We start from the raw sequence: 24369 nt of genomic DNA, 5'->3' as shown, positions 1-24369 counted from the left end.
ATGGCCGGTGAGATGGACAGGGTCTTCAAGGCGCTCGCCGATCCGAGCCGGCGTCGGCTGCTCGACAGCCTGCGCGCGGAGAACGGTCAGACGCTCGGCCGGCTCTGCGCCCGCCTCGACATGACCCGGCAGTCCGTCACCCAGCACCTCGACGTGCTGGCGGACGCGAACCTGATCAGCACCGTCCGGCGGGGCCGGGAGAGGTTGCACTACCTCAACCCGGTTCCCATCCACGAGTTGCAGCAGCGATGGATCAGCCCGTTCGAGGAGCCCCGGCTGCGGACCCTCGATGCGATTCGCCGACAAGCGGAGGAGCCACCGATGAAACCCAGCTTCGTGTACGTGACCTACATCCACGCCACCCCCGAGCGGGTCTGGGAGGCGCTGACCTCAGCCGACCTGACCGGCGAGTTCTGGGGGCACAGCAACGTCTCCGACTGGCAGCCCGGCTCGGCCTGGGAGCACCGGCGCACCGACGGCTCCGGCATCGCCGACGGCGGCGGTGTGGTCCTCGAGGTGGAGCCGCCCGCCCGCCTGGTGATGACCTTCGGTGAGGCCGGTTCCGGAGCGGGGCCGGACGCGACGACTGTGACGTTCCTGGTCGAGCCGCACCACGACATCGTCCGGCTGACCGTCACCCACGAGAACATCCCGAGCGCCGAGGACGCTGACGAAGTCTCGGCCGGCTGGCCCGCGGTGATGGCCAACCTGAAATCGCTTCTGGAAACCGGGCGGGTGCTGCCTCAGGCACCCTGGGAGATGCATGCCGAACAGCGAGCTGCCGCCTCGGGCGGGCGGGCTTAGCGCGTACCCCCGGCAATTGATCCTCGGGCTGCGGCGAACGCCGCGGCCAGCAGGGCAGCGGCCGCGCCCACCGCGCCGGACACCCGCGCGGCCCGCCGCAGGTGCACTGCTTTCGGGCGCGGGCCGTCACCGAGGAACGGCCGGACCTCGCTCCGCCCGAAATAGACGTTGCGCCCGCCCAGGCGTACCCCCAGCGCGCCGGCCATCGCCGACTCGCACTGGCCCGCGTTGGGCGACGGATGATCGTTGCGATCGCGGCGCCACACCCGCAGCGTCTCCGCGGGCGTTCCACCCGCCACCGGCGCCACCGCGACAGTGAGCAGGCCGGTGAGCCGGGACGGCGCCAGGTTCAGCACGTCGTCGAGCCGGGCCGACGCCGTGCCGAACCGGGCGTATCGCGGCGACCGGTGCCCGACCATCGCGTCGAGCGTGTTGGCGGCCCGGTAACCGAGCAGCCCGGCCGGCCCGAGCAGCGCACCCCAGAAGAGCGGCGCGACCACCGCGTCGGACGTGTTCTCCGCGACCGACTCCACCGTCGCGCGGGCGAGTTCCGGCTCGTCCAGCGCCGACGGATCACGCCCGCAGAGGTGACCGAGCCGGCCGCGCGCGGCCGGCAGATCGCCGGCGGTCAGGTGCCGGGCCATCGTCCGGCTCTCGCGCCGGAGAGTACGGGCGCCGAGCACCGTCCAGGTCGCCGCCGCGGTGACCGCGAACCGGGCAGCCGGGTGACGCCTGATGGCCCGCGCCGCCGCGAGACCGGCCAGCGCCGGAACACCGACCGCGATCGCGGTGTACACGGCGCCCGCCGCCCGGTTCGGCCGATAGATCCGCCGTTCCAGGGCGCCCGCCGCGGTGCCGAACCCGGCGACCGGGTGGAACCGCCGGGGATCGCCGATCGCCGCGTCCAGCAGGTACCCCGCGATCAGCCCGGCCGCGTCGGCGGCCGCTACCGGTGTCACCAGCGCGACCGGCTTCACCGGCCGAACGGCGTCAGATCGAACGCCCACACCGCCAGGCCGGCCCCTTCGTCGGTCTCCTCCGGGTACGGCACCGGCTCCAGCTGGCCCCACGCGATCGAGCCGGGCGCCCGGTCCTCCAGGAACTCGACGACGATGGCCCGCAGGTCGTCGGTCACCTGGTAAGGCACCTCGAACGGGAGGTCGCTCGGTTTGCACGTGCCGGCCGAGCACCGCAGCTGCCCGGCCACCGTGTCATGCCACACGTAGAACGTGGCGGAACCCTGGTGCCCGGCCCCGGCCACCTGCTCGCGGAGCACGGAGGCGGTCTCCTCCAGCGTGGCGACCACCTCGTCGGCGGAGAGTCCCAGACGCTCGTGGGGTGGCGCACCGAACCAGTTCGTGTTCGCGTTCTCAGCCGACGGGTCCTCCGGCGAGAGCACCACCGGTTGGCTCACGATGGCGCGGATGTCCTTAAGCAGCACGCGTCCAGTTTGCCGGGTCGGGGCCCCGGATTCCCACCCGGGCCGCTCCGACTGGCGGCCGGAAGCATCGGCACGATCGGCCCATCCTGTTCGAAGGAACATGTCCACGTGCGCAAAGTCGGCACGCGCGCCCGCACGCCGCCGGCATATCGCGGCACCGGCGGCCCGGCCCGGTGACCCCTACCGAGCCGGACCGCCGGGCGCCACCGCGCCGGAGTTCACCGGGAGAATGCCTCCGGGCGGCGGCGGAGTAATGCCTCAGGCCGCGACGGGTTCCCGCTTGGCGCCTCGCCGGGTACGCCGCGGCGCGGTCTCCTCCTCTTCCTCCTCCTCCGGCTCCGGCTCGTCGGGCAGCCCGGCCACCACTTCGAGGAAGCCGGGCTCCATCTCGACGGGAAGCGGCTCGCCGATGCCGTCGCCGTACGTCACCGGGGCCTCGGCCTCATCGACCGGGACGGACGGCTCACCGCGCACCAGGGCGTCGGCCTCCGCGTCCTCGATGACCGCGAGCGACGCGGCCGGCCGGTTGCGGAAGAACTTGCCCCGGCCCCGGCTCAGGTCGTGGCCGATCGAGAACGCCTCCATTTCGTACGAGATGCGTTTCTGGTTCTGGTCGTTGGTCCAGTCACGCGTGAAGATCCGCCCGTAGACGATCACCGGGTCACCGACCCCGATCGACGAGGCCACCCCTTCGGCGAGCTTGCGCCAGGCGGTGACCCGCACCCGCATGCTGTGGCCGTCGACCCAGCGGCTGTTCTCCCGGTCCCAGCGGCGGGCCGTGGATGCCACCCGGAAGTTCGCCACGAGCTGCTGACTGCTCTCGATCCGCCGCCACTCCGGTGCGGTGAGCACGTTGCCGACGATCACGATGTTGGTTTCGAACACGATTTCCTCCTCAGGACGTCGAGCGCATCGGTCGGCGGCCAGCTTCGCCGTTCCCGGCCCCGGCCTGCGGATCTTGCGGTTCGGCCCTGTGGAGGACCCCGGAATGTGGATGGCATCCCGGCACAGCTGTCGATCTGTTATGGCGCGCGGCGGCCTACTCGTGGGTAGCCTGTGATCGTGGAGACCGATGTTCTGGGCGCGCCGTACGAGCGGCACACCATCGACCTGGGCCACGACGACGAGGGTCCGGTCGTGGCCACCCTGGTCCGGCGCCGGGCCGACCGGCCGTCCCGGCGGGCCGTGCTGCACGTCCACGGTTTCGTGGATTACTTCTTCCAGACCCACATGGCCGACTTCTTCGTCGAGCGGGGCTGGGACTTCTACGCCCTAGACCTGCGTAAGTACGGCCGCAGCCTGCTGCCCCACCAGACACCGAACTTCACCCGCAGCCTCACCGAGTACTTCCCCGAGCTCGACGAGGCCGCCCGGATCATCCGCGAGGACGACGGCCACGACCAGTTGCTGGTCACCGGCCACTCGACGGGCGGCCTGATCACGTCGCTCTGGGCGCATGCGCGCTCCGGCCGAGGGCTGGTCGACGGCCTGTTCCTGAACAGCCCGTTCTTCGACTTCAATCTGCCGTGGCTGGTCCGGCGTCCGCTGATGTCATTGGTGCTGGCGGTGAACGGCCGGTCCCCGTACCGGAAAATCCCCACCGCCTCCCTCGGCCTCTACGGCAAGAGCCTGCACAGCGAGCATCATGGGGAGTGGAGCTACGACCTGGCCTGGAAACCCATACTCGGTTTCCCGGTCCGGATGGGTTGGCTGGACGCGATCCGCCGCGGCCAGCGCCGCCTCCGCGCCGGCCTGGCGATAGACGTCCCGGTCCTGGTCGCCTGCTCGGAGCGCACGTTCCGCGGCCGGCAATGGCACGACGACGTCCGGATGGCCGACGCCGTCCTCGACGTGGATCACATCACCCGATGGTCGCCCGGCCTGGGCCCCCGGGTGACGATCGCCCGCTTCGACGGCGGCATGCACGACCTCACCCTCTCCGGCAAGGAAGTGCGCACCGAAGTGTTCCGTGAGCTGGGACGCTGGACCGACGCCTTCCTGCCCGCCCCCGGCACCCCGGAAGTCCGGGTGCCTCCCGCGCCGGAGGACCAAGCGGGCGCCGCCATGGTCCTGGAGGCAGCCGAGGCAGCAGTCGAGCACGCCACCAGCGACGAGGCGGACGACAGATCCGGCACGACCGCCTAGTATGTGCAGGCCAGCGCTCGTAGCTCAGCGGATAGAGCAACGGACTTCTAATCCGTCGGTCGCAGGTTCGAATCCTGCCGGGCGCGCAAAACCCTTATTGGGTACGCGCCACTGCTCCCGAAAAGCAGTGGCGCTCCTCTGACTACCCCGCGACCAAGTGCCGCTCAAGGCCGCAGCGCGGCCGCCGGCCATGCGTGGCCCACACCGGCCCAGCAGGGCGCGCGCCGTCCGGGCCAGCGGCGCCCCGAGGATGAGAGCCCACGCATCGTCATCGTGAACTCGCGTCCCGGCCAGGACAGTGGTGAATGGCTTCGGTGTGCTCCCATCCACCCGCGAAAAACTGCGAGGACCACCAACCAAAGCACCGTGACGAATGTTACGCATTAGTCAAGGCCTGGAGCACTGTGACTGCTCCAGGCCTCAACTCGACCACGGGCGAACCTGTACCCGTCCGCCACGCTGTCGGATCTCTGGCTCGCCGCTAAAGCTGCGACGAGGTCTGCAAGGCTGACGCACGAGGCAGCCGCAGACTTCGAGAGAACACCGCCACCGCGTTCTCTCGCCGCCAACACGGCCCGACGGAATCGCAAGCCAGGCAGCGCCCGGAGGCACTCGAAGTCACGTGATCATCAAGTATCTTCAGCGCGTCGCTGAGTAGCGATTCCGCCGATTTCGCGTAGTAGGTGTTACCCACAGCAAGCCTCATTCCTGCTGGTCAACGGCTCTTCGCTCCGTCGCTTAATGACGGTACGATCAGACGGCGAAGCGCAGAACTGACTGTCAGTACGAGTGGGCGGTACAGAAAGAGGAATGCCGAGGGAGGCTTCCGTGGCGCGAGGATCCACAACCCTGACCGACGGTCAGAGCTCACGAACAAACGGCCTCGTCTCGGGTTTTGTCCTGAAGCTCGCACGCCACTCCGCCTTGTTGACCCAGGAGCGATTCGCTGAAGAACTGGCGGTCGATGTCACCACCGTTCAGGGATGGGAGTCCGGCCGCCGCCCACTCTCCGCGATGAGTGCGGGCGACTTCCTCAAACTGTGCGGCCGGCTGTCCAGACTGGGTGCGCCCGCAGCGATAGGCCGCCATCTCCGCGAGGCGATCGAAGCCGACCAGGTCCTCACGACCGGCATCGTCGCGGGCGACGCTTGGGTAGATCCGGAAAGCCACCCGCTCGCCGCCAGCGTCCACCGCTGGACGATCACCAATCTGATCTTGTGGCCGCTCCTCGGACGAATGCCGAGGCACCTGCACGAGCTTGCCTCTGGATCCCCCCGGCGCGGCCCAACGCCAACCCAACCCAAGCTGAGCACCGAGGCACGCACTCGCTTCCTCGACCACCTGCTGACCATCGCGGACCGCGCACAGCGCTCCGACGAGGCACTATTGCGCCGACAGGCCGTCTACCTGCTCGGTTTCGACGGACGGCCGGAGGTCGTCGACTGGCTTCGCACCGAGTGGAACCGCGCGGGACGCCACCGGCCCCGAGACCACGACATCGCGGAACTCCTGGAGGCCCGCTCCGCATCGGTGGCCCTGGCAGTCGCCGGTGACAGCACCCACCTCTACGACTTCGTCGATCACATGACCGACCAGGCCGCAGAGGTAGCGAATCTCAACTACTGGGCCTACTGGATCGGCGAACTCAGCGACGAGCAGACCAACGACGACTTCATGCTCACCGCCGACACCCGATCATGGGCTGGAAGCCGGCTCCTACGGCACCTCATGGAACGCCTCGACCCAGCCTCGCCGCAGCGCCCTTTGAACATCTGCACCCTGCACGCGCTCATAGCCTCGCGTCCAGAGCTGCTCAGCGGACGGCAAGCCGTTCGCACATCGCTCACCGAAGTGCTCGATAGGCTCGCTTCCACCGCTGACCTGAGCGGCTCAGAGCGAGACCAGCTCGCCGGCCTCGAGTACGCGATCCGCATCGCCGACCGGTAGGAAGGACCCACCGTGCCAGAGGACGCCGAGGCAATCGCCGCATTCGGATACGAGCTGGGCCTGCTGAAGCGTGTCCGCCGCACCGGCTGGTGGCACGCCGGCGTCCGCGACCCCGAGTCGGTAGCCGAGCACACCATGCGGACAGCACAGCTTGCAGCACTCATCGCCGCCGAAGAGGGCGCCGACCCAGCTCGCGCCGCATTCCTCGCGCTCTGGCACGACACCCAGGAGACCCGCACCGGCGACCTACCGCACACCGCAGCTGCCTACCTGACCAAGCCCGACCCGCGCCAGATCACCGCCGACCAGACGAACGACCTGCCCGAGCGGTCTCGCGAGACAGTGCGCGCTGCGGTCGACGAGTACGAGGCGCGCCAGACACTCGAGGCGCAGTGCGCGAAAGACGCCGACAAGCTGGAGATGCTGCTCCAAGCCGTCGAGTACCGCGACACCGGCATCCGCCGAGTCGAAGGCTGGATCGACTCCGCCCGCAAGGACCTCAAGACCGAGACGAGCAGGCGCATCGCGGACGCCGCCGTCGCCCTCTCTCCGCTCAGTTGGCGAGAGCGTTGAAGTGTGTGTTTCGGCGAAGCCGCTGCAGGTCGGTGTGCTGGCACAGGGAAGTACACCCAACCAAATGCGCATGGAAGCACGATCAATTTACTTACTGCCGTTGACGTGACCTATGAATCATCGCTGACGCACGGTAGGCTGCGCGGAAAGCAGCACCAGACGCGCTATACCGATATCATGCCGACCTATTTTTGCGCGCATGAGTTCTGAGTTTCGGGGAGGAAACTTGGCCGCCCAGTTCGTTAACTTAGACGCCCTGATCAAGCGTGACGACTTCGAGGTCGACTCGGACGAACCCTTGATGGAGCAATCGAATCTGGGTCAGACAATGCGCATCACGGACTTGGCAGAAAGTAGCCTTATCTTCCACGTTCTTCGCAAGCCTGACTTCCAGCGCGAAACCGCTAATTGGACCCCCGACAAGGTTGCTGAACTCGTCAAGAGTTTCTTGGAGGGCGACCTCATTCCGGCCATCATCTTGTGGCGTTCCCCCAAAAGCGGCAACATCTTCGTTATCGATGGAGCGCACCGACTTAGCGCCCTCATAGCATGGGTTCAGAATGATTACGGCGACAGCCACACCTCAATGCGCTTCTTTGAGAATAATATTGTTCCAGATCAGTTGAGAGCCGCAGAGATCACTCGCAAGGCTATCGATCAGACAGTCGGATCATACGGCGACCTATCTCTCGCCTTAAGGAACCCAGATACGGCTAGTAGAGATCGTCTGCGGCTTGCTCGCAACCTTAGCATCCTGGCACTTGATCTCCAGTGGGTAGCCGGTGGTGCTGAGAAGGCCGAGAACTCATTCTTCCGGATCAATCAGAAAGCTACTCCCATCGACGAGACTGAACTCAGTCTCATCAAGGCTCGGAGGAAGCCGAACGCATTGGCGGCTCGCGCATTCATTCGCGCAGGAACCGGGCACAAATATTGGTCCGACTTCAATGAGGAAAATCGGGAAAGGATCGAAACTCTGGCCAAAGAAGTCTATTCGCTTATTTTTAAGCCGGATACGGAGTCGGTGATCCGCTCAGCGGACCTCCCTGTAGCAGGCAAGGGATATTCTTCTGACAGTCTAAAAATGGTGTTTGAGCTGGTCAACTTCGTGAATGGCCTAACTCCTGAGATGTGGCGCGAAGGCGACGGAAAGGCGCCTAAGAACAGGGCGGGGGATCCCCTCACGGCCTATCTAGTTGATGACTCAGACGGTGCTCAAACTATCAAATTCATGCAGGCCGTTCGCAAGGTGGCGGGCAAGATCGCTGGCAAGGAGCCGGGTTCTCTGGGCTTGCACCCCGCAGTCTATTTCTATGGCGCGACCGGCCGTTTTCAGCCCGCAGCCTTCTTGGCGTCCGTTCGTTTTATAGTGAATCTGGAGACGACCCGGTCGTTCTCTAAATTTACGAAGGTTCGATCCGAGTTTGAAACCTTTATGGTGGCAAATAAGCACTTCCTCAACCAAGTAGTTCGAAACTACGGCAGCTTCAGCAAGGCAGCCCCCCACGTATACACGATGTATGAAACTGTGTTCCGATCACTGGAGGCTGGCAGCAATTCCGCTGCGGTTATCTCCAGCTTGCAATCGACCCCGTCCCTCAAGTTCCTTAAAGAGATAACAGAGGATGACCGGTTGCATGGGAAGAATTTTTCAGCCGAGACTCGCAACTCGATTATGCTGAAAGATATCTTGGAGCGAGCCTCACTGTGCGGGATCTGCGGCGCCCGCCTGCCATACACCTCTGCCTCCTTTGACCACAAGACCAGGAAACAGGATGGAGGCATGGGAAACCCTGAGAACGCACAACTCACGCACCCCTTCTGCAATACGGGCTATAAGGAAAGTGAGCACGCAACCGCGTTAAGGGAATAACCGGGTAGCGGCCGGCCTGCTCCAAGCAAACGCCCACCGCCGAAATACCGGCATTATGATCGACATGGGCGCGGCACGTAGTCTGGCGAACCGGACGCTAAACCGGCGGAGCTCCAGGTTCCAGGTTCCAGGTTCCAGGTTCCAGGTTCCAGCAGCATCGATACACGTCAGCGGTCGAAGGCCATCGTGAGCCCGGACGCCTGTAGACCTGTCGGCACAGCCGGTCACAGGGACACAGTGGTAGGGGTGCCCACCTGGACGGGCAGGCACTCCTACGAACCCGCGACCACACCCCATCACCGGCCAGACCGTGCTTCTAATCCGTCGGTCGCAGGTTCGAATCCTGCCGGGCGCGCAAAACCCTTATTGGGTACGCGCCACTGCTCCCGAAAAGCAGTGGCGCTCCTCTGACTACCCCGCGACCAAGTGCCGCTCAAGGCCGCAGCGCGGCCGCCGGCCATGCGTGGCCCACACCGGCCCAGCAGGGCGCGCGCCGTCCGGGCCAGCGGCGCCCCGAGGATGAGAGCCCACGCATCGTCATCGTGAACTCGCGTCCCTGCCAGGACGATGATGAACCGCTTCGGTGTGCTCCCATCCACGCGCGAGGGGCTGCGAGCGCACCGGGCATGACCTCACGCTTCGTGGGCGGGACGCGGCGATCGCAGGTTCGAATCGTGCCGGGTGTGCAGAAAGCCCGTGATCGTCACGCGCGGTGCCGGTCACCGGGGTAAACCCGGCGCTTCGCGGAAAGCCGCGGACGTCCCAGGCCCCACAGAATGACGCATACCCCGTAACGCTCCGCCTGTCCGGTGACCCGGCGTGACACCACGTGATGCCGGATCGACGGACGCCTCGCGCAGGGATGGGCACACGCATCGTCATGGTGAACTCGTCGATACCAGAACACTGCCCGGTGATCGCGCGCAAGCCGGCGAGCAAGCACCCGTGCAGCCGACGTCACCTCGCGCCGCTGTCGTGGGCGTGCGGACTTCGCGCTCGCGCGGGACGGACACCCACCCGCCCCCACGCACAAACAGTCACCCCACGTGCCGGCAACCGAGGTAAACCTCGCGCTTCGCGGAAAGCCGCGGACGCCCCACGCCTCACAGAATGACGCAGACCGGCAGCGCGCCGCCGTGGCCGACGACCCACCGTGACACCGAGTGAGCTGCTTGGTCCCGCAGACCGAAAACCCCGGCACTCTGCGAACCGGCGAGCGAGCCCCGGCAACGAAACACCCCCGGCGGCTCCCGAAATACGAAACACCCCGGGCGAAAACGACCGGGGTGTTCCTGAGACCCCTCCGAAAGGAGAGAACCGCATCGTAGCTGACGGCTCACGGCGCTCGCGGCAGCAGCACCGTCACGATCAACCCGCCCTCGTCCCGGGCATCGGCCCGCACCCCGCCACCGTGTGCCCGCGCCACCGCCCGCACGATCGACAACCCCAGTCCCGCCCCGGGCGACGCGAGCCGTTCCCGCCCGTACCGATGAAACGGCTCGAAAAGCCCCGGCACCTCATATCGCGGAATCATCGGCCCGGAGTTGCCCACCCGCAACTCCACCCACCCGTCCGGGCGGGTCCGGGACGTCACCTGCACCCACCCGTTCGACGCGACGTTGTGCCGGATCCCGTTCTCCACCAGGTTCTCCACGAGGCGTTCCAGCAGGACCGGATCCCCCAGGACGGCGGCCTCACCCGGCTCGGCCAGCACCTTCACGGTGTCCGACACCGCGACATGGTCCACAATGTCCGCCAGATCAACGTAGGAGCGCTCGGTCACCTCCCGATCCGACCGCGCCAGCAGCAACAACCCGTCGATGAGCCGGCCATGGCGATCGTTGATCGACAGCAGCGTGGTCCCCAGCTGCTTGACCTCGGGTGACACCTCGGCCGGCTCCAGCGCCACCTCGAGCAGCGTCCGGTTCAGGGTGAGCGGGGTGCGCAGCTCGTGGGAGGCGCTGGCGATGAACCGGCGCTGGCCGTCGAACGACTGGTCCAGCCGGGCCAGCATCAGGTCGAACGTGTCGGCCAGGCGTTTCACCTCGTCGTCCGGGCCGGCCAGGGCGATCCGCTCGTGCAGGCCGCGGTCGGCGGCCGGTGACTCGGCGATGCGGCGGGCCGTCGCGGTGATCTGGTGCAGCGGCTGCAGCAGGCGGCCGGCGATGAGCCAGCCGAGCGCGATGGCGGCCGCGCTGATCACGACGAAGGCGATCGCGCCCCGGGTCAGGATGGTGTGCAGGGTGCTCGCCTGGGTGCCCTCGACCACCTTCTGCAGGTACCTCTCGCCGTCGGGCGGCGGCGCTGCCAACTGATCGGTGAAGACCGCGGTCTTGGCACCGGCCGGGCCCTGGTCGACGAGGACGTAGATCGCGCCCAGCAGGAGCAGGCCTGCGGCGACGAAGAGGCCGCCGTACACGAGGGTGAGCCGGCCACGCACGGTGAGTCTCATCGGATCCGGTACCCCACTCCCGGTTCGGTCAGCACCACCGGCGGGTCGCCCAGCTTGCGGCGCAGCTTGAGGATCGTCATCCGGACCGCGTGGGTGAACGGATCCGCGTTCTCGTCCCAGGCTTTCTCCAGCAGCGTCTCGGCGGAGACCGCGATCCCGTCGGCCCGGAGCAGCTCGGCGAGCACCGCGAACTCCTTGCGGGACAGGGGGACGTACCGGCCGTCCCGATGCACCTCCCGGCGGTAGGGATCGAGGCTGATCCCGGCCCGGCGCAGGACCGGCGGCGCAGCCGGCCGGGCCCGCCGGCCGAGCGCCGCCACCCGCGCCGAGAGCTCCCGGAACGCGAACGGTTTCGGCAGGTAGTCGTCGGCGCCCAGGGCCAGGCCGGTGACCCGGTCGTCGATCCCGGCGGCCGCGGTCAGCATCAGCACCCGGATGCCGGCCTTGCGCTCGGCGAGCACCTGGCACACCTTGTCGCCGTGCACGACCGGCACGTCCCGGTCCAGCACGACCACGTCGTACTCGTTGACGTCGATTCGTTCCAGGGCCGCGCCGCCGTCGTAGACGACGTCCACCGCGTGTGCCTGTTGCCGCAGCCCGAGCGCGACCGCGTCGGCGAGCAGCGGCTCGTCCTCCACCACCAGGATCCGCATTCCCCCATAGTGGACCGGCGGCGCGTCAATTCGCCGTCATCGTTTTTCGTGACGCCCGGGAAACCCGTCCGTCGCTTCACTGCCTGTCATGAGACCTATACCGTTGAGAGCCCTGGCCGCGGGGGCGCTGTTCGCCGCTCTGGCGACCGGATGCGCAGGCCCGGCCACGAGCAGCCCGGATGTGGCGACCGCGCAGAGCGCCGCCCCGGACGCGCCGACCACACCGAGCCCGTCCGTGAGCATCGACCCGGACTCACCCCTCAAGTACTCGCAGTGCATGCGCGAGAACGGGATGACCTGGTTCCCGGACCCGGACACCTCCGGGCGGATGGCCGTCCGGGTGCCGTCGAACGTGAACCAGGAAGACCTGAAGAAGGCCGAGGAGGCCTGCCGCCGGTGGGCGCCGGACGCCGGGGAGAAACCGCGGATGAGCGCCGAGGACCTGGAGAAGGCCCGGCAGATGTCCAAGTGCATGCGGGAGAACGGGGTGCCGAACTTCCCCGACCCGAAACCGGACGGCTCGATCTCGATCAACGGCGACAAGCTCGGCACGGGTCCCGGTGATCCGGCGTTCGACAAGGCGGAGGAGCTCTGCTCGCAGTACCTGCCGAAGGGGCGTACCGAGAAGAAGAGCGGCGCATGAGCCGGCGGGGACGGACCACCGCGGCGGTGGCCGCGGTGCTGACGGCGGGAGCGGCAGCGGCGGCGGTCTTCGTGGCCGGGCTGCCCGGGGGCGAGGCCGGGGCGCAGCCGGAGAGCGACATGCCGGCGGCCACCGCGGACGTACGCGAGGAGACGCTCGTCGACACCGAGGAGCACGACGGCGAACTGGGATTCGGCGACCCGGCCGCGCTGACCACGAAACTCGCCGGGACTGTCACGTCGATTCCCGGCAACGGCGCCACGGTGAAACGGGGCGAGCCGCTGTACAGCCTCGACAACGATCCGGTCGTGCTGCTCTACGGCAGCCTGCCCGCGTACCGGGATCTCTCGCCCGGCGTCGAGGGCGCCGACGTGAAGCAGTTCGAGAAGAACCTCCGGGCGCTCGGCTACCGGGGGTTCACCGTGGACGACGAGTACACCTCGGCGACCGCCGACGCGGTCGAGGAATGGCAGGACGACCTCGGCATCTCCGAGACCGGCACGGTCCCGCTCGGCCGGGTCATTTTCCAACCCTCCGCGGTACGGGTCGAGTCCGGCACCGCCGCACCCGGCGACACGGCCCAGCCCGGCACCGAGATCCTGAAAATCTCCGGGGTGCGCCGGGTCGTCACCGTCGACCTGGAGGTCGCCGATCAGCGGCTCGCCAAGAAGGGCGCGAAGGTCGACGTCACCCTCCCCGACGGCAAGGTGGCGCCCGGCCGGGTCGCCGACGTCGAGAGCACGATCGAGACCGCGGAGAACCCGGCCGAGGAGGACACCACGGTCCTCACCCTGACGATCACCTTCGACAAGCCGGTGGACGGCCTCGACGGCGCCGGCGTGACCGTCGGGTTCACCTCCTCCCAGCGGGAGAACGTGCTGACCGTCCCGGTGAACGCGCTGCTCGCGCTCGCCGAGGGCGGGTACGGCCTGGAGGTCGTCGACGGCGGCGCCACCCGGATCGTGGCAGTCGAGACCGGGCTGTTCGCGAACGGCCGGGTCGAGGTCAGCGGGGGCGGCCTCACCGAGGGGATGAAGGTGGGTGTGCCGGAATGAGCGAACCGGTGATCCAACTCTCGGCCGTCACCAAGAGGTACGCCGGCGGCGTCACGGCGCTGCGCGACGTCGACCTGACCGTCGGCCACGGCGAGCTGATCGCGATCGTCGGCCCGTCCGGGTCCGGCAAGTCCACGATGCTGCACCTGATCGGCACGCTGGACCGGCCCTCGGCCGGGACCGTGCGGATCGACGGTCACGACGTGTCCCGGCTCTCCGACCGGCAGCTGTCGGCGTTGCGGGCACGACGGATCGGCTTCGTGTTCCAGTCCTTCCACCTCGCTCCGGGCCGGGACGCGATCGCCAACGTGGCTGACGGGTTGCTCTACATGGGCGTACCCAGGAAGGAGCGTGAGCGGCGCGCGGAGGCCGCCCTCGTCAGGGTGGGTCTCGGTGATCGGCTGCGGCATCGGCCGGATCAGCTCTCCGGCGGGGAACGGCAGCGTGTCGCGGTGGCGAGGGCGGTGGCGGGTGACCCGGCGGTGCTGCTCGCCGACGAACCCACCGGCAACCTGGACTCGCACGCCGGCGCCGGGGTGGTCGATCTGCTGCGGGAGCTGAACGCGGCAGGAACCACGGTTCTGGTGATCACGCACGATCACGAGATAGCCGCCTCGCTTCCCCGGCAGGTGCCGATGCGCGACGGGCAGGTGGTCTAGGTGACGCTGCGGCCAGCGCCTATCGGCGCTTCCGACCTGCTGAGGCTTGGTGGGTACGGCCTACGCGCCCGCCCCCTGCGCGCGGTGCTCTCGGCACTGGGCATCGCGATCGGCATCGCCGCGATGATCGCCGTGGTGGGCATCTCCTCGTCCAGTGGCGCCGAACTGGACCGTCAGCTCGACGCCCTCGGCACCAACATGTTGCGGGTCTCACCGGGCCAGACCATGTTCGGCGACGAGGCGAGCCTGCCGGACGAGGCGCTTCCGATGATCGAGCGGATCGGCCCGGTGAGCTCGGCGACCGCGACCGGCCTGGTCGATGACACCCCGGTCTACCGCTCCGACCGGATCCCGGAGGGCGAAACCAGCGGCCTGGCACTGCTGGCCGCGCAACTCGACCTGCTGGAGACGGTCGGTGCGGAGCTGGCCGGCGGCAGCTGGCTGAACGCGGCCACCGCCCGGTACCCGGCCGTGGTGCTCGGCGCCACCGCGGCACAGCGGCTCGGCGAGGTGCCGGCCGTTTACATCGACGGACGCCGTTATCCGGTGGTCGGCGTGCTGAAGAACGTGCCGCTCGCGTCGGAGCTCGACAGCGCCGTCCTGATCGGCTGGGCCGCCGCCGAGTCCTACCTGGACTTCGACGGGCACGCCACCACCGTCTACACCCGTGCGGCGAAAGAGAGGGTGGAGGCGGTCCGTGCCGTGCTGGCCGCCACCGCGAACCCGGCCAGCCCCGACGAGGTCGACGTCTCCAACCCGTCCGACGCGCTGCTCGCGCAGCGGGCCGCCACCCGGGCGTTCAACGCGCTGCTGCTCGGCCTCGGCGCGGTGGCCCTGCTCGTCGGCGGCATCGGCGTCGCCAACACCATGGTCATCTCGGTCCTGGAACGCCGTGCCGAGATCGGTCTTCGCCGTTCGCTCGGCGCCACCCGGGGCCAGATCCGCACCCAGTTCGTCGCCGAGTCGCTGCTGCTGTCGCTGCTTGGCGGCGCGGCCGGGGTGCTCGGCGGCTTCGCTGTCACGCTGCTCTACGCCGGCACCCGGGGGTGGCCGGTGGTGGTGCCGCTCTGGGCGATCGTGGGCGGCCTGGGCGCGACAGTGGTGATCGGCGCGGCGGCGGGCCTCTACCCGGCGATCCGAGCCGCCCGGCTGGCGCCGACCGAGGCGCTGGCCACGGCCTGACCAGCCGGCGCCCCACCGAACGGCCGCCCGGACCGCCTCGGCCGCTCCGACCGCAGCAACCGCACCGACCGCACCGACCGCACCGACCGCACCGACCGCACCGACCGCACCGACCGCACCGACCGCACCGACCGCACCGACCGAGATGGCAGCACACCGCAGACCGCGCCAGCCGCGATGGCGGCACACCGAAGGCCGCGCCGGCCGAGACGAGGACTCACCGAACCGCTGCGTGTGCTTCCACCGCTGCCCCGGCGTGGGTGAGGGTTCACGATGACGATGCGTGTGCTCTCACCCACGCTGGACCGCCGTGCCTGACGATGCGTGTGCCCTCACCCACGCTGAACCGCCGGCCCAGGATCCACCCCCTGACCGGTTTCGATCCCACCTTCACCCTCCGGCGCCGCGGCATCGGACCCGGATCCCCGCTGCCCCGAACCGCCCGTGGTGTGCCGGGCCAGCCCGACGACTCCCCACGTCATGACCACCGCCGCCACCCCCGCGGCGACCAGCCCGACCGCGCCGAACCGCACCCGTTCGCCGAACAGCACGACCCCTGCCAGCGCCGCGACCAGCGGGTTCGTCACGCTCACCGTCGCGAGGGGAACAGCCAGCCCGGCACCCCGGTACGACAACTGCCCGATCAGGTAACCGCTGATCGAGAACGCCAGCACCATCCCGACCGCCAGCCCGGACACCGCCGTCGCGCCACCGGTGGTGAACGACGCCAGCACCGCCTTGGACTGCACCGACGCGATGCCGAACGCCACCCCCGAGGCGGCGGCCAGCAGCATCGCCCGCACCCGTGGCCCGGCCCAGAAGGCAGCCAGCGAGCAGGCGAACACCACCCCTGCGGTGATCACGGCGAGGCCGCGCACGCTCCCCTCGCCGAGCAGGGCCGGCCGGGGATCCTCCACGGAGAGCGACAAGATCAGCGCGAGTCCGACAACGGTCAGCCCGGCGTCCATCCAGGCGGCCCGGCTGATCGGCGTCCGGTACCGCATCTTCTGGATCGGCAGCGCGAAGAGCAGGGTCAGCGTGCCGAGCGCCTGCACCACGGCGACCGTCCCGAAGTTGAGCGCGATCACGTGCAGCACGACTCCGGCGCCGGTGAGCAGCAGCGCGACGGCCCAGCGGGACAACCCTCGATGGCCGTGCTCGGCGAGACGCTCCTGTGCGACGGCGGCCGTCGCGTAACTGGCGGCAGAGAGCAGGGAGAGCCCGACGGCCCACCCCAGCGACCCCATCGCACCCGCCTCTCGAAAGCCGTTCCATCGAACATACCGAGCGCGGAGCGCAGCATTACCGTCAAAACGCCCATTCGTAATTGTGTTTCGCGACTGTCGGCAACCTGCCAGCATCGCCGCATGGTGGCGGCGAAAGGCATGCGCATCGGCTGGGCGGATCTTCCCGGCCGGACGTGGCCGCAACGCAACATCACAAAACCCGCCTGAACCACACCCGCCGGCGGCTCGTAACAGTTACCGCATTGACCGGCAGGTGGGACCTCCAGCACACCGTTCGGGACCGCCACACCGCCAGGACTAGGCTTGACCGCTGTGAACTGGGCTTCGGCGTGGCGGCCCGGGCAGCCCACCGAAACATGGAACGGAAGATGATGATCGACCAGGCCAAGGTGCGAGTCCTGCTTCTGGAAAGCATCCACCCCGACGCGGTTTCCCGGCTCGAGGAGGACGGCTTCCAGGTCGAGTCCCTCCGTAACGCTCTCGACGAGTCCGAGCTGATCGAGCGCATTCCGGGCGTGCACCTGCTCGGTATCCGATCCAAGACCCAGGTCACCGAGAAGGTCCTGGCGGCCGCCGACCAGCTCGTGGCGATCGGTGCGTTCTGCATCGGGACCGACCAGATCAACCTGACCAGCGCGACCTCCACCGGTGTGGCCGTCTTCAACGCGCCGTTCTCCAACACCCGCTCGGTCGTCGAGCTCGCAATCGCCGAGATCATCGCGCTGACCCGCCGGCTCACCGAGAAGAACTCGCTGATGCACAACGGCGTGTGGGACAAGTCGGCGGACGGCTCGCACGAGATCCGCGGCCGCCGTCTCGGCATCATCGGTTACGGCAACATCGGCACCCAGCTGTCGGTGCTCGCCGAGAACCTCGGCATGTCGGTCTCCTTCTACGACACCGCCGACAAGCTGGCCTTGAGCAACGCCCACCGCTGCGCCAGCCTGGACGAGCTGCTGGAGACCAGCGACGTCGTCACCATGCACGTGGACGGCCGCCCCGGCAACGCCGGCTTCTTCGGCGCCGAGCAGTTCGCGAAGATGCGCCCCGGCAGCCTCTTCCTCAACCTGTCCCGCGGCATCGTGGTCGACCACGTGGCCCTGCGCGACGCGCTGAAGAGCGGCCACCTGGCCGGCGCCGCGGTCGACGTGTTCCCGAAGGAGCCGAAGGGCCGCGGTGACGAGTTCGTCTCCGAGCTGCGCGGCCTGCCGAACGTGATCCTCACGCCGCACATCGGTGGCTCCACCGAGGAGGCGCAGTCCGACATCGGCGGTTTCGTGGCGAACAAGCTGGCGAAATTCGTGACCGAGGGCAACACCACGCTCAGCGTGAACCTGCCCGGCGTCGCCCTGCCGGAGAACCCCGGACTGCACCGCATCGTGCACGTCCACCTCAACACGCCGGGCGTGCTCGCCCAGGTCAACCGGATAATGGCCGAGCACAACGTCAACGTCGAGGGCCAGCTGCTCAGCACCCGTGGCGAGTACGGCTACCTGATCACCGACATCGCCGCCGGTTACAGCGACGACGTGCTCGACCAGCTCCGCGCCATGGAGCAGACGGTTCGCCTGCGCGTCCTGTCCTGATCCTGCCGGGAAGCGCCGCCCTCGTGTGCGAGGGCGGCGCTTCGCTCATCTCGCGTTCTCGACCGTCAGCAGCGTGATCGGCGCCACCGCGTCGACGTCGTAGCGGTCGGCGTTCTGCCAGTCCTTCGGCGTCAGCGTCGACCCGGGTGCGACATCCTTGAGGGTACGGGTCCCGGCCGTCACCGTGGCCGCTCCACCACCCACCTTGACCCGCACCGGACTGGTCACCGGAGCACGCAGAAGCAGCTCCTCCATCCCACCGGTGATCTTCATGGGTACGGTCCCGGACGCCTTCGCGAGAGTCACCTCGGCCCGGCGTGTCCCGCCCACCACCTCGATCCTGCTGACCCGGCCCTCGCTCAGGTCCAGGAACCGCTCGGCGGCGTACCCGGAGAAGCGCAGCGTCCACCGCACCTCCGCGGAGAGCAGCACCTCGATCTCCCCGCCGGCGTTGGCACCGTCCCGGGACAGGTCGAGGCGTACCGCGTCGTCGCGTAACTCCGGATTGGGGTAGATGCCGGAGTCGCCGGCCGCGCTGATCCGGTACAGGTCGGCACCCAGGTCCGCGATCCGCAGCCGCACCCGGTCGGTCGCCGCCAGCAGCTCGAACGACCCGATGGTCCGCCCGTCCAGCGGCGCGCTGACCGCCTGGTCGTTGCCGCCGGCGCCGCCGGTCCCGAGCTGGAGCATCTCGGGGATCCGCGAGTCCGGACCGGAGTAGTAGATGATCCCGGTGAGCGTGATCGCCGCCAGCGCCACCACGCCGAGCACGATCATCCCGAACGTCACCATGCGGGACTGCCGGGGCCGTTCCCGTACCGCTGTGCTCTGTCCGGTGGCCGCCGATCCGGCGTTGGCCGGGGCGAACTCGCCCCACACCACCGGCTCGTTCCAGACCCCGGGCTCGTTCCAGCCCGTCGGTTCCTTACGGCCCGCCGGCTCGTTGCGGCCCGCCGGCTCGTTGCGGCCCGCCGGCTCGTTGCGGCCCGCCGGCTCGTTATGGGCCGGCTGGCGGGAGTCGCCGGCCGGCCAGGACGGCGGCTGTTCGGCCGCGTCCACCGAGGAGGGTGAACGGTCGCCGGTGTCGAAGGAGATCGGCGCCCAGGAGCTGCCGCTCGCCCAGGGCTCGGCGGGCGGGCCAAGCGTTTCCGCCGAACCGGCCCCCTGCCCGGCGGCGGGCGCCGGAGACCAGGGAACCTGGGTGTTCCCGGCCGAGGACGCTCCCTTACGGACGACCGGAAGCGCTCCGGACGACCCGGCATCCGGCAGGTCGGCCCCACCGGTCCGGCGGCTGCCGCCGATCGGCCCATCACCGAACCCGAACGAGGCCCGCCCGGCCGAGCCCATCGAGGCCGGGCTCGAAACGGAAGAAGCCGGGCTTGAAGCGAAGGACGCCCGGCTTGAGGCGGAAGAAGCCGGGCTTCCCGGGGCGGCGGATGCCGGCGTTGCGGAGAACCCCGAGGACGCCGCCGTCCCGGAACCGAACGCCGCCGTCCCGGAACCGAACGCCGCCGTCCCGGAGCTGGACGGCGCGGCCGGGCTGATCGGATGCCGCGGCGGAATCGTCGTGCGCGTTGCGGACCGGGCCGAGGTCCGGGTGGGCAGGCCCGGAGACTCGGCGGCTTTCTTCGCCGGCACGAACGGCTTGGGAAGGAACGATTCGTCATCCGCCACAACGGGCGCGGAGCCTGCTGACCCCGACGCCCCCGCGCCGAACCAACCCCCGGCTGGTGCTTCGGACTGCTTGGCCTCCGGCATCGTCGCCCCCGGACGACGCTGAGGCAGATCGGTGTCGGTCACGCCCGTCTCGGACGACGTGCCGACAGCGGTACGGTCCACTGCGGTTCCTCCCTGCAACGCCTCTCGGGTAAGGCCCCCGAATGGAGTACGGAAGGAATCGCTTCGCGGATGAGTGACGAGACGGTTTACCGCGGGTCAGGTCGGACGAGCCCGCGCCGAGTGGCGATCGCCACCGCCTCGAGCTGGCTGTGCGCGCCCAGTTTGGCGAGCACGGCCTTCTGATATCCCCGGCAGGTGTGCACGCTGATCCCCAGCCGCCGCGCCACCGCGCGGGCGTCCAAACCGGCCGCCATCAGCTGCAACACCTCGTCCTCGCGGGCGGTCAGCCCGCTGCCCCGGGGCACTGTCACCGGCGAGGTGCTGCGCAGCAGACGGGCCAGGATGTCGGTGGAGACGGTCATTCCGCCGCCGTGCGCGGTGCGCAGCGCGTTCAACACGTCACCGAGCGCACCGTTCTTGGAGAGGAAGCCGGCGAATCCGGCGGCTGTCGCCCGGTGCACGAGGGCCTGTTCCTCGCTGGCCGTGAGGATCACCACACGCGAGTCCGGCTGGCGGACCCGGATCAGCTCGGCGATCGCGATGCCGTCGGCATCGGACAGTTCCGGGTCGAGCAGGATCACGTCCGGCGTCAGTTCCGCGGCGAGGTTCAGCGCCTCCTGCCCGGTCCGTGCGTGCCCCACCCACTGGAGGTCGCCCTGACCTGCCAGAGCGTGCCCGAGCAGCTCCGCGAAGGTCTGGTGACCGTCGACGACGAGGACCCGAATCGTCTCGCCGTTGTCCATGCGCCACCTTCCTCTATCCACCCGTGCGGGCTCCGCGCAGTCTAAGGAGTACCCGACTCGATGCCCGCCCTACCAACAGACGGGCGTTGCGGCACCGAGCCTGACACAGCCGGTACACCCGACGCCGGGTTGCCACCGACTGGACGCGATAACCAGTCTTTCGGCCGAGTCTCCCCCTCGCTTTGGGGCCTTGTCCGTCCCGGTCCCCCGGCGCACAGTTTGTGATCATGTTCGACATCCAGCTCTTCGGCCGCCTCGAGGTCCGCACGCGGGGCATCCGCCTCGCCGGGGCCGATTTCGGCGGCGTGCGCGCCCGGCACCTTCTCGCGCTGCTGGCGCTGCGTGGTGAGCGGTCGCTTGTGGAGTTGTCGGACCTGCTGGCCGTGCCGGCCACCACGGTCCGGGACGACCTCGCCGTGTTGCGCGACCGCCTGGAGCCCGGTGTGCGCACCCGCGACTCGGTGATCACCGTTCGCCGCAACCGGCTGTCCCTGGCGCCGGACCGGGTCCGCGTCGACGTCGCGACGTTCGACGAGCTGATCGCGGCCGCCGCCGGCCGGACCGCCGAGCGTGCCGCCCGTCCGCTGACCGCCGCGGCGCACCTGGCGACCCGTCCCCTGCTCGAGGACGTCGACACGCCGTGGGCAGCCGAGGCCCGCGCCGAGTACCGCGCCAAGCTGATCATGAGCGTTCAGCCGATCCGGAGCTGACAAACTCCGGGGGTGCTCCCCACCACCGAACTACGACCCGTACCACTCGCCCCGGAGATCCGCCTGCACCTGGCCGGCCGCGATCAGCGCCTGTTCGGCGGCGAGTTCCACAGCGACCAGCCGCTGCCGTTCTGGGCGTTCGTCTGGGCTGGCGGCCAGTCCCTGGCCCGCTACCTGCTCGATCACCCCGCCGAGGCGGCCGGCAAGCGCGTCCTGGACGTCGCCACCGGCTCCGGGGTGGCCGGGATAGCGGCCGCGCTGTGCGGCGCCGCGTCGGTGGCCGTCAGCGACATCGACCCGGCCGCCGTGGCCGCCGCGCGGCGCAACGCCGCCGCCAACGGCGTGACAGTCACCGGCGACGAGCCCGAGCCGCAGCTGGTCCTGGCCGGTGACGTCTTCTACAGCCCCGCTGTCGCCCCGCAGATGACGTCGTTCCTGCGGGCAGCCGGTAGGGCGGGCGCCACGGTTCTGGTTGGCGACCCGGGGCGCGGGTACTTCCCGGAACGCCTCTTCGAGCTGGTCACCGAGTACACCGTTCCGGTGCCCGCGGCGCTGGAGGAGACCGAGTCCCTGGTGACCGGCGTCTGGCGCCTCAAATGAAATGCGTTCATCGCGCAAGCACTTGTAGGCTGCAAGCAAACCTCGAGGAAGACGACACGACGGTGGAACAGGACACGGCTCGGCTGGCCGACGAGATCGCCCGGTTCGTCCGATCCGGCGCCCGTTTCCGGGGCATGCTCAAGGTCGGAGATCTCGGTGCGGAGTTCTCCGCGTTGATGCTGCTGCTTCCGTTGCGGGCCCAGGGCCCGATGCGGGTCACCGACCTCGCCGAGATCAAGCAGGCCGACCCGTCGACGATCAGCCGCCAGGTCGCGCAGCTGGTGAAAGCCGGCCTGGCTCGCCGTGAGGCCGACCCGCTGGACGGCCGGGCCTCACGGCTCGCGGTCACCGAGGCCGGCGAGGCCGCCTGCGACCGCCTCCGAGAGGCCCGGGTGGCCCTGCTCGGCCAGGCGCTGGACGGGTGGCCGGCCGACCGCGTCGCCGTCTTCACCGACATGTTCGAGGAGTTCAACAACCTGATCGAGGCGCATCTACGGCTCGATCCCACCGCGTCCCCACGGGAGAATCCGTGAGTCACCCCAGCCCACCGGCAGCCAAACCGGTGGAATTCACCCACCGCCAGATCCTCACGATCCTGGGCGGCCTGATGATGGGCATGTTCCTGGCCGCGCTCGATCAGACGATCATGGCGACCGCGACCCGTACCATCGCTGACGACCTGCACGGCTTCGACCTGCAGGCCTGGGCCACCACGGCGTTCCTGATCACCTCGACGATCTCCACGCCGCTGTACGGCAAGCTGTCCGACATCTACGGCCGGCGCCCGTTCTTCCTCTTCGCCATCGGGATCTTCATCGTCGGCTCGTTCCTCTGCGGCCTCGCCACCGACATGTGGCAGCTGGCCGGCTACCGGGCGATCCAGGGCATCGGCGCGGGCGGCCTGATGTCGCTCGCGCTGGCGATCATCGGCGACATCGTCCCGCCCCGCGAGCGCGCCAAGTACCAGGGCTTCTTCCTGGCCGTCTTCGGCACCGCGAGCGTCCTCGGCCCGATCCTCGGCGGCTTCTTCGCCGGCGCCGACGAGATCCTCTGGATCGCCGGCTGGCGCTGGGTGTTCTTCATCAACGTGCCGATCGGCATCGCCGCGATGGCCGTCGTCGCGAGGGTCCTGCACCTTCCGCACCAGCGGGTCAGCCACCGGATCGACTGGCCCGGCGCGCTCACCCTGATCATCGGCCTGGTCCCGCTGCTGACCGTCGCCGAGCAGGGCCGCGACTGGGGCTGGAGCTCCGGCCGGTCGGTCGCCTGTTACGTGGTCGGCGTGCTCGGCATCATCGGTTTCGTGCTGGCCGAGCGGGCGTACAAGGACGAGGCCCTGCTGCCGCTGCGGCTCTTCGGCAACCGCACTGTCGCGGTCGGCTCCGCGTCCAGCACGATCCTCGGCATGGCGATGTTCGGCGGCCTGATGACCGTCCCGCTGTACCTGCAGATCGTGAAGGGCTCCACCGCCACCATGGCCGGCCTGCAGATGATCCCGTTCGTGGTGGGCATCATGTCCGGCTCGATCGTCTCCGGCCAGCTGATCTCCCGGACCGGCCGCTACCGGATCTTCCCGATCGTCGGCAGCACGCTCATGGTGGCCGCGCTCTTCCTCTTCTCCCGGGTCGGCGCGGACACCCCGCTCTGGCAGACCATGCTGGTCATGGTGCTGATGGGCCTCGGCCTGGGCAGCAACATGCAGCCGATGATCACGGCGGTGCAGAACGCGGTCTCCCCCCGGGAGATCGGTGTGGCGACCGGAGCGGTGACGTTCTTCCGCTCGATGGGCGGCACGCTCGGCACCGCGGTCTTCCTGTCGGTGCTCTTCAACCTGCTGCCCGGCAACATCAGCAGCGCTTATCAAGAGGCCGCGAAGGACCCGGCGTTCCAGGAGGCCGCGGCGGACTCCACGCAGCAGGCGCTGCTCGCACAGGCGCAGAGCAGCGACGCGCTGAGCGACACCTCGTTCGTGAGCAAGCTGTCCGACGTGGTGGCGCACCCGTTCAAGGTGGGCTTCTCGGACAGCGTGCACGTGGTCTACCTGATCGCGTTCTGCATCATGCTGATCGGCCTCGTGGTGGTCCTGTTCCTGCCGGAGCTGCCGCTCCAGCAGCGTTCCGCCCAGCAGGCCCGCGCCGAGGACGCCCTGCAGGCGGAGAACCACGCGACTTCCCCGGGTACGGGTGATCAGAGCGCCCGCGTGTCGGGCGCGTAGCG

23 protein-coding genes and 1 tRNA gene are annotated in these 24369 nt (G+C 69.0%); 16 read left to right on the top strand and 8 right to left on the bottom strand.

Annotation, left to right across the window (positions count from 1 at the left end):
- Positions 1–804 (top strand): metalloregulator ArsR/SmtB family transcription factor, encoded by an 804-nt coding sequence (locus AB0F72_RS18490; protein WP_360432264.1) that lies wholly within the window; start codon positions 1–3, stop codon positions 802–804.
- On the opposite strand, the gene AB0F72_RS18485 is transcribed toward AB0F72_RS18490, so the two are convergent.
- From AB0F72_RS18485 to AB0F72_RS18475, 3 genes are all read right to left on the bottom strand, one after another.
- Complete coding sequence (locus tag AB0F72_RS18485; RefSeq protein ID WP_360432261.1) at positions 801–1781, bottom strand: cobalamin biosynthesis protein; 981 nt, start codon at positions 1779–1781, stop codon at positions 801–803. The genes AB0F72_RS18490 and AB0F72_RS18485 overlap by 4 nt on opposite strands.
- Positions 1778–2245, bottom strand: coding sequence for a hypothetical protein (locus AB0F72_RS18480; RefSeq protein ID WP_360432258.1), 468 nt, complete (start codon positions 2243–2245; stop codon positions 1778–1780). Before AB0F72_RS18480 ends, AB0F72_RS18485 begins: the two co-directional genes overlap by 4 nt.
- Before the next feature lie 258 nt (positions 2246–2503).
- A complete protein-coding gene (locus AB0F72_RS18475; protein WP_360432255.1) occupies positions 2504–3130 on the bottom strand; it encodes a single-stranded DNA-binding protein in 627 nt (208 codons plus the stop codon).
- Between the two features lie 177 nt (positions 3131–3307).
- Here AB0F72_RS18475 and AB0F72_RS18470 point away from each other — a divergent pair, with 177 nt between their 5' ends.
- The 5 genes from AB0F72_RS18470 to AB0F72_RS18450 all read left to right on the top strand — a co-directional run bounded on the left by AB0F72_RS18470 (position 3308) and on the right by AB0F72_RS18450 (position 8783).
- Positions 3308–4390, top strand: coding sequence for an alpha/beta hydrolase (locus AB0F72_RS18470; RefSeq protein WP_360432252.1), 1083 nt, complete (start codon positions 3308–3310; stop codon positions 4388–4390).
- A 13-nt stretch (positions 4391–4403) separates the two neighbouring features.
- A tRNA-Arg gene (locus AB0F72_RS18465) sits at positions 4404–4476 on the top strand.
- 742 nt (positions 4477–5218) lie between these two features.
- On the top strand, positions 5219–6337 hold the full coding sequence (locus tag AB0F72_RS18460; protein WP_360432250.1) for a helix-turn-helix transcriptional regulator: 1119 nt from the start codon (positions 5219–5221) through the stop codon (positions 6335–6337).
- 12 nt (positions 6338–6349) lie between these two features.
- Complete coding sequence (locus AB0F72_RS18455) at positions 6350–6910, top strand: HD domain-containing protein (protein ID WP_360432247.1); 561 nt, start codon at positions 6350–6352, stop codon at positions 6908–6910.
- Between the two features lie 199 nt (positions 6911–7109).
- Positions 7110–8783 carry a DUF262 domain-containing protein gene (locus AB0F72_RS18450; protein ID WP_360432244.1) on the top strand — a complete coding sequence of 558 codons (1674 nt, stop codon included), beginning with the start codon at positions 7110–7112 and terminating at the stop codon, positions 8781–8783.
- A gap of 1336 nt (positions 8784–10119) precedes the next feature.
- Here the strand turns inward: AB0F72_RS18450 and AB0F72_RS18445 are convergent.
- Positions 10120–11235: a HAMP domain-containing sensor histidine kinase gene (locus AB0F72_RS18445; protein WP_360432241.1), complete on the bottom strand. Its 1116-nt coding sequence runs from the start codon at positions 11233–11235 to the stop codon at positions 10120–10122.
- Entirely contained in the window at positions 11232–11888 is a 657-nt protein-coding gene (locus AB0F72_RS18440) for a response regulator transcription factor (RefSeq protein WP_360432239.1), read from the bottom strand. Before AB0F72_RS18440 ends, AB0F72_RS18445 begins: the two co-directional genes overlap by 4 nt.
- 88 nt (positions 11889–11976) lie before the next feature.
- Between AB0F72_RS18440 and AB0F72_RS18435 the strand changes: the two genes are divergently transcribed.
- The 4 genes from AB0F72_RS18435 to AB0F72_RS18420 are packed head-to-tail and all read left to right on the top strand — an operon-like array spanning position 11977 to position 15427.
- Complete coding sequence (locus AB0F72_RS18435) at positions 11977–12531, top strand: hypothetical protein (RefSeq protein ID WP_360432236.1); 555 nt, start codon at positions 11977–11979, stop codon at positions 12529–12531.
- Entirely contained in the window at positions 12528–13586 is a 1059-nt protein-coding gene (locus tag AB0F72_RS18430) for a peptidoglycan-binding protein (protein ID WP_360432234.1), read from the top strand. The genes AB0F72_RS18435 and AB0F72_RS18430 overlap by 4 nt, the downstream gene beginning before the upstream one ends.
- Entirely contained in the window at positions 13583–14245 is a 663-nt protein-coding gene (locus AB0F72_RS18425) for an ABC transporter ATP-binding protein (protein ID WP_360432231.1), read from the top strand. Before AB0F72_RS18430 ends, AB0F72_RS18425 begins: the two co-directional genes overlap by 4 nt.
- On the top strand, positions 14246–15427 hold the full coding sequence (locus tag AB0F72_RS18420; protein ID WP_360432228.1) for an ABC transporter permease: 1182 nt from the start codon (positions 14246–14248) through the stop codon (positions 15425–15427).
- Between the two features lie 332 nt (positions 15428–15759).
- Here the strand turns inward: AB0F72_RS18420 and AB0F72_RS18415 are convergent, their stop codons facing one another.
- A complete protein-coding gene (locus AB0F72_RS18415) occupies positions 15760–16674 on the bottom strand; it encodes a DMT family transporter (RefSeq protein WP_360432225.1) in 915 nt (304 codons plus the stop codon).
- A gap of 356 nt (positions 16675–17030) precedes the next feature.
- On the opposite strand from AB0F72_RS18415, the gene serA reads away from it, so the two are divergent.
- A complete protein-coding gene (gene serA / locus AB0F72_RS18410; RefSeq protein WP_360432222.1) occupies positions 17031–18260 on the top strand; it encodes a phosphoglycerate dehydrogenase in 1230 nt (409 codons plus the stop codon).
- A 45-nt stretch (positions 18261–18305) separates the two neighbouring features.
- Here the strand turns inward: serA and AB0F72_RS18405 are convergent, their stop codons facing one another.
- Positions 18306–19319: a hypothetical protein gene (locus tag AB0F72_RS18405; RefSeq protein WP_360432219.1), complete on the bottom strand. Its 1014-nt coding sequence runs from the start codon at positions 19317–19319 to the stop codon at positions 18306–18308.
- Between the two features lie 22 nt (positions 19320–19341).
- Between AB0F72_RS18405 and AB0F72_RS18400 the strand changes: the two genes are divergently transcribed.
- Complete coding sequence (locus tag AB0F72_RS18400; protein WP_360432216.1) at positions 19342–20040, top strand: hypothetical protein; 699 nt, start codon at positions 19342–19344, stop codon at positions 20038–20040.
- A 145-nt stretch (positions 20041–20185) separates the two neighbouring features.
- Here AB0F72_RS18400 and AB0F72_RS18395 read toward each other — a convergent pair whose 3' ends face one another.
- Positions 20186–20842, bottom strand: coding sequence for a response regulator transcription factor (locus AB0F72_RS18395; protein WP_360432213.1), 657 nt, complete (start codon positions 20840–20842; stop codon positions 20186–20188).
- Positions 20843–21069: 227 nt separating this feature from the next.
- Here AB0F72_RS18395 and AB0F72_RS18390 point away from each other — a divergent pair, with 227 nt between their 5' ends.
- The 4 genes from AB0F72_RS18390 to AB0F72_RS18375 all read left to right on the top strand — a co-directional run bounded on the left by AB0F72_RS18390 (position 21070) and on the right by AB0F72_RS18375 (position 24367).
- Entirely contained in the window at positions 21070–21552 is a 483-nt protein-coding gene (locus AB0F72_RS18390) for a hypothetical protein (protein ID WP_360432210.1), read from the top strand.
- Between the two features lie 12 nt (positions 21553–21564).
- Positions 21565–22152 carry a 50S ribosomal protein L11 methyltransferase gene (locus AB0F72_RS18385; RefSeq protein ID WP_360432207.1) on the top strand — a complete coding sequence of 196 codons (588 nt, stop codon included), beginning with the start codon at positions 21565–21567 and terminating at the stop codon, positions 22150–22152.
- A 62-nt stretch (positions 22153–22214) separates the two neighbouring features.
- On the top strand, positions 22215–22685 hold the full coding sequence (locus AB0F72_RS18380) for a MarR family transcriptional regulator (RefSeq protein ID WP_360432204.1): 471 nt from the start codon (positions 22215–22217) through the stop codon (positions 22683–22685).
- On the top strand, positions 22682–24367 hold the full coding sequence (locus AB0F72_RS18375) for an MDR family MFS transporter (protein WP_360432201.1): 1686 nt from the start codon (positions 22682–22684) through the stop codon (positions 24365–24367). The genes AB0F72_RS18380 and AB0F72_RS18375 overlap by 4 nt, the downstream gene beginning before the upstream one ends.
- Positions 24368–24369 lie beyond the last annotated feature (2 nt).

Origin of the sequence: Actinoplanes sp. NPDC023936 (assembly GCF_040639325.1) — a bacterium.
In the GTDB taxonomy this organism is placed as follows: domain Bacteria; phylum Actinomycetota; class Actinomycetes; order Mycobacteriales; family Micromonosporaceae; genus Actinoplanes.
The sequence above is the reverse complement of the archived record's forward strand: the minus strand, read 5'-3'. Positions and strand labels throughout refer to the sequence as shown.

Coding starts and splice junctions, on each gene's coding strand:
- AB0F72_RS18490 (WP_360432264.1), top strand. CDS start 1: ATGGCCGGTGAGATGGACAGGGTCTTCAAGGCGCTCGCCGATCCGAGC.
- AB0F72_RS18450 (WP_360432244.1), top strand. CDS start 7,110: ATGAGTTCTGAGTTTCGGGGAGGAAACTTGGCCGCCCAGTTCGTTAAC.
- AB0F72_RS18445 (WP_360432241.1), bottom strand. CDS start 11,235: ATGAGACTCACCGTGCGTGGCCGGCTCACCCTCGTGTACGGCGGCCTC.
- AB0F72_RS18440 (WP_360432239.1), bottom strand. CDS start 11,888: ATGCGGATCCTGGTGGTGGAGGACGAGCCGCTGCTCGCCGACGCGGTC.
- AB0F72_RS18435 (WP_360432236.1), top strand. CDS start 11,977: ATGAGACCTATACCGTTGAGAGCCCTGGCCGCGGGGGCGCTGTTCGCC.
- AB0F72_RS18430 (WP_360432234.1), top strand. CDS start 12,528: ATGAGCCGGCGGGGACGGACCACCGCGGCGGTGGCCGCGGTGCTGACG.
- AB0F72_RS18425 (WP_360432231.1), top strand. CDS start 13,583: ATGAGCGAACCGGTGATCCAACTCTCGGCCGTCACCAAGAGGTACGCC.
- AB0F72_RS18415 (WP_360432225.1), bottom strand. CDS start 16,674: ATGGGGTCGCTGGGGTGGGCCGTCGGGCTCTCCCTGCTCTCTGCCGCC.
- serA (WP_360432222.1), top strand. CDS start 17,031: ATGGAACGGAAGATGATGATCGACCAGGCCAAGGTGCGAGTCCTGCTT.
- AB0F72_RS18395 (WP_360432213.1), bottom strand. CDS start 20,842: ATGGACAACGGCGAGACGATTCGGGTCCTCGTCGTCGACGGTCACCAG.
- AB0F72_RS18390 (WP_360432210.1), top strand. CDS start 21,070: ATGTTCGACATCCAGCTCTTCGGCCGCCTCGAGGTCCGCACGCGGGGC.